Genomic DNA, 7974 nt, shown 5'->3' with positions numbered 1-7974 from the left:
CTTGTCTTATCCCATCGAGAGAATCGACAAGTGCGGGGAGTCCATGTATCCCGACGCTGATGCTTTGCATACAGCGCGGGACTTATAGCTCCCCGTGCCCCTCCTTTGTTAACTTTCAGGCATGGGGAGTATGTCAACAAGGCAGGACAAGCCGTCGGCTGCAAAATGGCCAATGCCCTTAACAACTCCACCCTTCTGTCGCTATGATGGTTAGGCTCGGAAGCGGATGTGGCGGAATTGGTATACGCGCACGTTTGAGGGGCGTGTGGCTTTGCCTTGCGAGTTCGAGTCTCGCCATCCGCATCGATCCCTCCCGGAAAGATGTGGAAAGTGGTACACCATTTACCCAAGATTCCATCGCTGGAGTCGCTTGGGAGTCTGGGAGAGAATGTTTCAGTTCTTCATCACAGAACCCGATTGAGAGCATCTTGTCCTGGACTCAACCATCGTTCGTGCTCACCCCTGTGCAGCCAAAGGGGAGCAAGCCTTGGGCAGGAGTCGAGGTGGATACAGCTGGCAAGAAGAACACACGAAAGTGATAGGGGATAGAGGATAGGATTCCCATCGATTTACGCAGAGGATAGGGGAGAGTCGGGTGGTGATTCCTTCTAGGAAGAAGAGGAGGGTGGTGCAAGATTATGACTGGCATGTTTACAGAGAGAGGCACCCAGTAGAGTGCTTTTTTCAGAAGCTGAAGCAGTATCGGCATTTGTTTTCTCGTTTTGACAAGTTGGCCAGGAACTTCTTGAGCTTTCTCGACTTCCCAGGTGCTCTCTTCTGGCTCAAATATACAAATATAAAGACCAACAGAACCTAGCAAGTTTTGGGGCATCCTGTGAACAGCTCTTAGGGTGCCTGCACGGACGGTGGGTTGTTGCGCAAAAAGGGCTGCACGGCTACAAATCCCAACCCAAACGATCCGACGACCAAGACGACTGCAGCAGCCATCCAAAGTACGGCAGAGCCCTGTGATCCGTGATGTTGCTCCCGTACCCGCTGATAAATGCCGGCGGAATAGGCCGAGGAGTCTGCTTCACCGAGATAGGGATCCGGGCCGCTCATATCCTGCATCAACTCGTCCAGGGAAGGAACCTGGTAGCCGGTGCGGGGGTAGGGCTCGGCAGGGGTGTGGGTGGAAGGTTGAGAGCGGCGAAGGGAATCGAAGGGGGAGGGGGCAAAGCCGCTGGATGAGAAGGAGGGGGTCTCGTTGCGGGCCTGTCGGCGCTTGAGGCGATTCAAAAAATCGTAGCTGGGCGGGGCCTCCGGTTGGCCGGGATTGGCAGTCGGGTTGTCCTGTCGGAAAGAGGTTTCAGAGACTGGGGCAGCTTGGCCGCCCGCGTCAGCAAACCGCAGACCGATTTGTTGTAGGCGCTTCAAGGTGTGGCCCAATTGCCCCTGGAACTCTTGGGTGATGGCAGCGATCTCTCCGGACAACTGCTGATGCAGAGCACGCAGGCGCTGGTTTTCGGAGGAGAGCAGGCTTACCTGCTGACGGGCAGACTCCAACTCTTCGGCCACTTGTTGATACACCTGAATTGGCACCACCCCTGGCCCGGTCTCCATTGCGGCAGGGGAGCGAAAGCCACTGCGGGGCAAACCACCGGGGTTACCGTTGCTGTTGCGAGCGCCAGAGGGGTTAGAACCCCGAAAATCGTATTGCATAAATTGGGATCGACTCGGAAGGACGGGGGGCTGGAACAGCTTGACACAGAGGGATCCAAGATATCAGGGATCTCCAAGGATAGTGCTGAACACCGGCAACCTAAAGGTGTGCAGCTCTAGCTTTAGTGTAAGCCGCGATTGCTACCCCAAGCATACCGCTAAGCCTTTGGAATGGGCGATCTCTTCACAGCAATTTTTCCCGCCCACAAGCGCCATTTCCCCGCTGCTTCCAGGGAGGGCCGGCTTGCGCTGTCGTTCCCACGTCACGAATACTCCCCCACCAAGTCCGGGGAGCCTGAAGATTCGGAATCTGAGGCAGAGGAGTCCCGCAGCAGCCGCTCCAGATCCCGTCGCAGCGGTGGTTCCAACTGTTCCAGCTCGTTGACAAAGTCCTTTATACCCTGAAACTGGCGGTAGACAGAGGCAAAACGCACATAGGCCACCTCGCTTAGGTGTTGCAGGCGCTCCAGCACCATCTCGCCGATGCGCAGGGTGGTCACCTCCTGGGCATCTTCCAATTGCAGCTTTTCTTCGATCTCGTTGACCAGCTCTTCCATCTGTCTAACGGTGACGGGGGTTTTTTGGCAGGCGCGCATCACCCCTTGCAGGATCTTGTTGCGGTTGAAGCTTTCGCGGGATCCATCTCGTTTGATGACCATGATGGGCATGAACTCGATGCGCTCGTAGGTGGTGAAGCGGTAGCCACAGGACATGCATTCTCGCCGCCGCCGCACACTCTGGCCGCCTTCTGCCGAACGAGATTCCAAAACTCGGATTTCTTGTTTGCTGCAGCGGGGACATTTCATGGCTTGCAATCCTTACAAAGCGACAGGTGGGTAGGAGGGTGCCTCAATTTTACCGGATGCTTAATCTTCTGGTGCTTAGACAGATTGCAAATGAGATGGACTCTGTTCGTCGAGTGCAGATTGCAAGGGATCCCACCAAGCAGCGGCTTGCGCCTGGATCTGGGCCTTCAGCTCCGGTTCCATGCGATCCAAATGGATCAATACCCATTTCATTCTGCCCAAGGGGGCTAAGAGGGATCGCTGACGCAACAGGAAATCCCAATACAACGTATTGATGGGGCAGGCTTGTGCGCCAACCTTTTCGCTGGGATTGTAGCCGCAATGGCGACAGTAGTCACTTATTTTGCGGATGTACTGAGCGGAGGCGGCATAGGGTTTGGTGGAGAGCATGCCCCCATCGGCAAAAAGGCCCATGCCGATGACGTTGGGCTGCATCACCCAGTCGTAGCTGTCGATAAACACATCCTGAAACCACGCTTCCACTGCCTGGGGCTGAATGCCACTGATGAGGGCGAAATTGCTGAGAACCATCAGCCGCTGGATATGGTGGGCATAGCCATGGCGGCGAATCTGATCCAGGGTGTGCCGCAGACAGGCCATGTCGGTGTCGCCGGTCCAGAAGAAGTGGGGCAGGGGTCGGCGGTGGTCAAAAAAGTTCTTCTGGGCATAGCCGTTGGGCATTTGGTATTCGTAGAAGCCGCGCATGTACTCTCGCCAGCCCAGGATTTGTCGGATGAAGCCTTCGGCGGAGGACAGGGGGATCCCACCCTGATAGTAAGCCCGTTCGGCGGCGGCAATGACTTCGTGGGGGGTGAGCAGGCCCAGATTAAGGTAAGGGGAAAGCAGGGAGTGGTAGAGAAAGTCTTCCCCGGCTTGCATGGCGTCTTGCCAAGGGCCGAAGTGGGGCAGGCGCTCGTGGATGAAGTGATCAAGCACTTGCAGGGCTTGGGCGCGGGTGACGGCCCAGCCAAATCCTTCTAAGGATCCGAAGTGATGGCCGTAGTGTTGCCTAACTTTTGCGATGACAGCCTGGGTAATGGCGTCGGGGGAAAAGGTGAGGGGCCGAGGATAGCGCATTCCCGGTTTGGGAGGATGGCGGTTCTCCCGGTCGTAGTTCCAGCGCCCCCCCAGGGGCTTGGGGCCGTCCATGAGAATGCGAAAGCGTTTGCGCCCTTCGCGGTAAAAGTCTTCCAGGAGCAGGCGCTTGCGACCTGAGGCCCAGTCGATAAATTGACGAGTACTCCAGAGGAAGTGGTTGTTTTCCAAGATCAGGAGGGGGCAAGGGAGGGTGGATCTCAGCTTTTCTATTTCATCTCGGACGGGAATATCGGCGGGCTGCATGAGGCGGATCTGCTGCAGTTGATGCTGCTTGGCCCAGGTTTGCAGCGGCTCGGCAAAGCCTTCCGCTTCCACATAGGTGACCGGGTAGCCCCGCTGTTGCAGTTCTTGGGCAAAGTGACGCATGGCCGACCAGACCAGCACCAATTTCTGCTGATGGTGGTTGCGGGAGCTGGCCCACCGGTGAGATTCGATGAGAATGACGGGAACTCGGTCTGGGGATAGGGTCGAGAGGGAAGCGAGGGCGGATTGCTGGGGGTGGAGTTGATCCGCAAGGATCCAAACCCCTTCTGGGCCGGCAGATGGAGCGATCATGGGATGCTGAAGCTCTCGGTCTATGGGAGGAGCGCTGAGAATGACACAGGTTGAGTTTAGCTCTGGGGGGCAAGGCCAGGTGGCAGTTGCAAGGGATCCCAATGTCTGCTGAATCTCTGCGGATTGTTTTCAAAGCATGAACGGTACAGACGAGGAGAGAGAGACATTGCCGGAGAGACCCCACAGGCCGGGGATCCCTTTCCTGCGGTGGTGGGCCGGGCTGGGGATGGTGGCCCTGCTGCTGCTGGTGATCTGGAATTGGACGGATCCCTTGCCGCCGGCGTGGGATGAGGCGCAGCATCTGCTGCAGGCGCAGGCTTTTGGGCTTCACCTGGGACGGTTTCGCTGGGATGGGCTGTGGGGGCAGCAGTTTTTGCATTTGAACCAGCGCTACCCCCCTTTGGCCTATTGGCTGGGGATCCCCTTGGCAGTTCTACATCCGTTCAGCCGGGCGGACGGGCAGTTGCTCAACTTGGGGTTGCTGGGGGTGCTGGTTCTGGCAACGCAGCGGCTGGGACAGCGGGTCTATCGCTCTGGGGAAGTGGGCTGGCTGGCGGCGGCGTTGGTGCTCCTCTATCCGGGGATCACGGCTTTGGCCCACGTGTACATGTTGGAGTTGCCGCTGGTGGTGGCGGTGACGCTGGCGTTTTGGGCGCTGTGGGCCTATGGGGAGAAGCCTTCCTGGTGGGGGGCGGTGGGGGTGGGGGCGGGGGTGGCGGCGGTGCTGCTCACCAAGTGGACAGGGGTGCTGTTTTTGCTGTTGCCTTTGGTGGGAGTTGCAGGTCAGGCCCTCTGGCGCTCTGGGAAAGCGGTGGGGTGGTGGAAAGGGATCCCTTGGTTGGTGCGGCTGGCCCACTTGGCCTTGGGGATGGGTGTGATGCTGCTTTTGTGCTGGCCCTGGTATGGGGCCAATTGGCTGTTTGTGCTCAGCAATGGCTGGGCTTACGCCGAGACTGCCCACTACTACATCACCTGTGCGGCTGGATCCCTGTGCTGGTGGACTGCCTACTTGCGCTTTCTGCCCCTGCAGATGAGCCCTTTTCTGTGTGGGCTGCCGCTGCTGAGCGGGTGGGGATCCCTGGACAGGCGAGAGGCAGTTTTGTGGGCCACCTACGGTTCCGGCTACCTTCTCTACACTCTGGTGGATATCAAAGATGTGCGCTTTACCCTACCTTTGCTGCCTCTCTTGGCCGTGTTATCAGCAGGCGGGATCCAAAAGGCTTGCCGGTGGTTGGAGGAACGCTGGGGTGCGTGGGCTTTGCAAAGGGGAGTCTGTGCAGGGCTAGTTCTGGGCTGCTTGGCCTTGGCCAATTTGGGTCGGCCCCTTACCCCAGGCGTGGCTCCTCTGTGGAAGGGGATCCAAATGCATTGGCAGGGGCAGCACCCCACACAGGAGCTGACGCAGTGGATCCAATCCTTGATCCAGCCAGGCTTGACCACCACGCTGGGGGTTCTCCCCAATACAGAGCTGATCTCTTCCGAAACCCTCACCTACTTGGCGGCTCTTCAGCGCTGGCCGGTTACATTCCGCGCTGCCGGGCAAACCCCCTGGCCGGAGTTGGAGCTCTCCTTGCTGGATGGGTTTGTGGATGCCGAAGGGGAACAGGGAATTATTGGCCCCTATGGCCCGACTAAGGAGCAGATCCGGCAGCACCTGCGCAGCAGCCCAGACTGGCGACAAGATCCGGCGGTGGAGTTGCCTACCTTGGTTCGGCTGCACACCTACTTCCCTCGCATGCCAAGAGTGACGGTGCAGAAGTGGTCTCTTGAAGCTGAGGAGGTGGAGCTGGTGGAGGTTGAGGCGCTGTTGGAGCTGGGGATCCCGGCCTGGAAGTTGCGCTGGCAAGGCCCAGCTCAGAACTTGGCCCAGACGCTGGTTTGGGCGCGGCTGGAAGACGGGCAAGGACGGGTTTTGGAGAAGCGGGCCTGGGTGTTGGGGCAGAATCGCCTGCAGCTCAACTCAACAGGCGGCTGGCTGGTGGAAGAGATCTTGACGCTGCCCACAACCGACTTCCCAAGAGGTGGCCTTCTCCACCTGGAATGGCAGTCGCCCAAAGGGATCCGCCATTCCCTACACCAATCCTGGAGAGGATCCCTGTCGAGCTTCCCGAAGGAGGGATCCCCCCTTGTAACGGATCCCTTGTTTCCTCTCCGCGAGGCGGCCAGAGCTGCTGCCGCTGGGGATCTGCAGGCCCTCTCCCTTTACCTCAATGCCTGGACAACCCTGCAATACCCGACTTTTTTGACGGATCCAGATCGCATCCTGGTACGGCAACTGCTGGAGGGGGAACGGCAACAGGCTGCTGCCCAAGGCCAACCGAGCCAGCAAATCCAAAGCCACTACCAACTGGGCTTGCTGTTGGCGGTGCTGTTACAACCAGAAGCAGCTCAGTTGCACTTTCAACAAATCGTCGAGCTGGATCCGGAAGACGAGTGGGCGCGGGCTTACCTGGGGTTTTTGCGAGTATTGTTCACTCACGACTTTGAGGGGATCCGGGGGTTGCGACAAGAGCTCTCGGCTGTGCTTCAGCCTCTTTGCCGGAAAGCGGATTTGGATTGGGATTTGAATTGGATTTGTGCTGCTCTTTAGCCACAAAGTCCAGCTCCATTTGAGAAACCTGGGAAAGAAGAAAGTCGGCAAAAGCTTTGGCCACCACCGAAAGACGTTTAGAGCGCAAATAGACCAAATGCCAGAACCCCCGAATGGGAAACTCTTCCACATCCAAAATAGCCAGATGATGCTGCCACCCCCCCAAGGCCAACACATGCTGAGACAAAACCGAAATGCCCAATCCACCCACAATGCCCTGGCGAATGGCTTCGCTGCTGCCTATCTCCATGCGGATGTTGAGTTTCAGGTTATGCTTGTCGAAGAGCCGCTCTACAGCCATGCGGGTGCCGGAGCCGGGTTCACGGGCTAAAAAAGGTTCTTGGGCAATGCGCGCCAGAGGGATCCCCTTTTGGCCCACCAGGGGATGATGAATAGAGGCCATCACCACCAAAGGATTTTCCAGAAAAGGTTGTGCCACCACGTCCAGATCTTCTGGCGGCATCCCCATCACGTAGAGATCGTCCATGTTGTTGCTCATCCGCTCCAAAACCTGCTGGCGGTTGAGCACCTTAAGAGCTACGTCAATGCCGGGATACTGCTGACAAAATGGCCCCAGCAGACGGGGTATAAAGTATTTGGCAGTGGTGACCACTCCAATGCTCAGCCGTCCCTGCTTTAGCCCCTTCAGGTCGGCAAGGGTCATCTCGAATTGATTCAATTGTTCAAAAATCTTCTCGCAGGTTTGGTGTAAAGCTTGCCCCGCTTCGGTGAGATACAGCCGCTTGCCCACCTGTTCAAACAGCGGTAACCCCACGGCTTTGCTCAATTGCTTGATCTGCATGGAAATCGTGGGTTGGGTCAGGTAGAGCTCTTCGGCAGCGCGGGTAAAGCTCAGGTGGCGGGCGGCAACCTCGAAGATTTGCAGCTGATGCAGGGTAATGGCCTTCATGGACAATCAAGAAAAGCTAAAGGTTTACTACTAAATCATAAGCGCTAATCTATGCCTTTTGGCGAGATCCCCATGAGAGCCTGGCTGACGGTCACAGTGGCGGAAGGGGCAAAACCGAAGAGCAACCCCCTACCACTCGGACTTAAGGTAGAGATCGACCAAGGGATTGCGCCGGTGTGGGCACAGGCGGCTGTTTTTTTCCAATAGCCGCTCTCTGGGCAGGAGAAGAGTACGATCGCAGACATTCTCGTGGAGGTTGAGAGCATGCCTCTAACCCCCAAAACCCTGAACTTTGCTGAATTTACTGAGCTTTAGGCGGTTTGGCAAAAGTCATTGAGAGGGATATAGTAGAC

General features: G+C 57.4%; 5 protein-coding genes, 1 tRNA gene and 1 pseudogene. 3 read left to right on the top strand and 4 right to left on the bottom strand.

All coding sequences use genetic code 11. The features are described 5' to 3' along the window. The first annotated feature begins 222 nt into the window (after window positions 1-222). Both ACVWZ1_RS11940 and ACVWZ1_RS11935 read left to right on the top strand, forming a co-directional pair. Window positions 223-303, top strand: a tRNA-Leu gene (locus ACVWZ1_RS11940). Continuing rightward, window positions 299-817 (top strand): annotated as a pseudogene (locus ACVWZ1_RS11935) (IS5-like element ISSoc13 family transposase); the annotation flags it as partial. The gene ACVWZ1_RS11940 and the pseudogene ACVWZ1_RS11935, both read left to right, overlap by 5 nt. 29 nt (window positions 818-846) lie before the next feature. Here the strand turns inward: ACVWZ1_RS11935 and ACVWZ1_RS11930 are convergent. From ACVWZ1_RS11930 to ACVWZ1_RS11920, 3 genes are all read right to left on the bottom strand, one after another. Beyond that, the gene (locus ACVWZ1_RS11930) at window positions 847-1662 is read right to left on the bottom strand and encodes a hypothetical protein (protein WP_414408630.1); all 816 of its coding nucleotides are present in this window, start codon (window positions 1660-1662) and stop codon (window positions 847-849) included. Between the two features lie 263 nt (window positions 1663-1925). Continuing rightward, a complete protein-coding gene (nrdR, locus tag ACVWZ1_RS11925) occupies window positions 1926-2468 on the bottom strand; it encodes a transcriptional regulator NrdR (protein WP_457466461.1) in 543 nt (180 codons plus the stop codon). 75 nt (window positions 2469-2543) lie between these two features. Then, a complete protein-coding gene (locus ACVWZ1_RS11920) occupies window positions 2544-4121 on the bottom strand; it encodes a cryptochrome/photolyase family protein (RefSeq protein ID WP_457503468.1) in 1578 nt (525 codons plus the stop codon). Between the two features lie 136 nt (window positions 4122-4257). Between ACVWZ1_RS11920 and ACVWZ1_RS11915 the strand changes: the two genes are divergently transcribed. After that, on the top strand, window positions 4258-6711 hold the full coding sequence (locus tag ACVWZ1_RS11915) for an ArnT family glycosyltransferase (RefSeq protein WP_457503467.1): 2454 nt from the start codon (window positions 4258-4260) through the stop codon (window positions 6709-6711). Here the strand turns inward: ACVWZ1_RS11915 and ACVWZ1_RS11910 are convergent. Continuing rightward, entirely contained in the window at window positions 6593-7621 is a 1029-nt protein-coding gene (locus ACVWZ1_RS11910; protein WP_457503466.1) for a LysR substrate-binding domain-containing protein, read from the bottom strand. The genes ACVWZ1_RS11915 and ACVWZ1_RS11910 overlap by 119 nt on opposite strands. Window positions 7622-7974: the final 353 nt, after the last annotated feature.

The organism is Thermostichus sp. MS-CIW-25 (assembly GCF_054060015.1).
The sequence above is the reverse complement of the archived record's forward strand: the minus strand, read 5'-3'. Positions and strand labels throughout refer to the sequence as shown.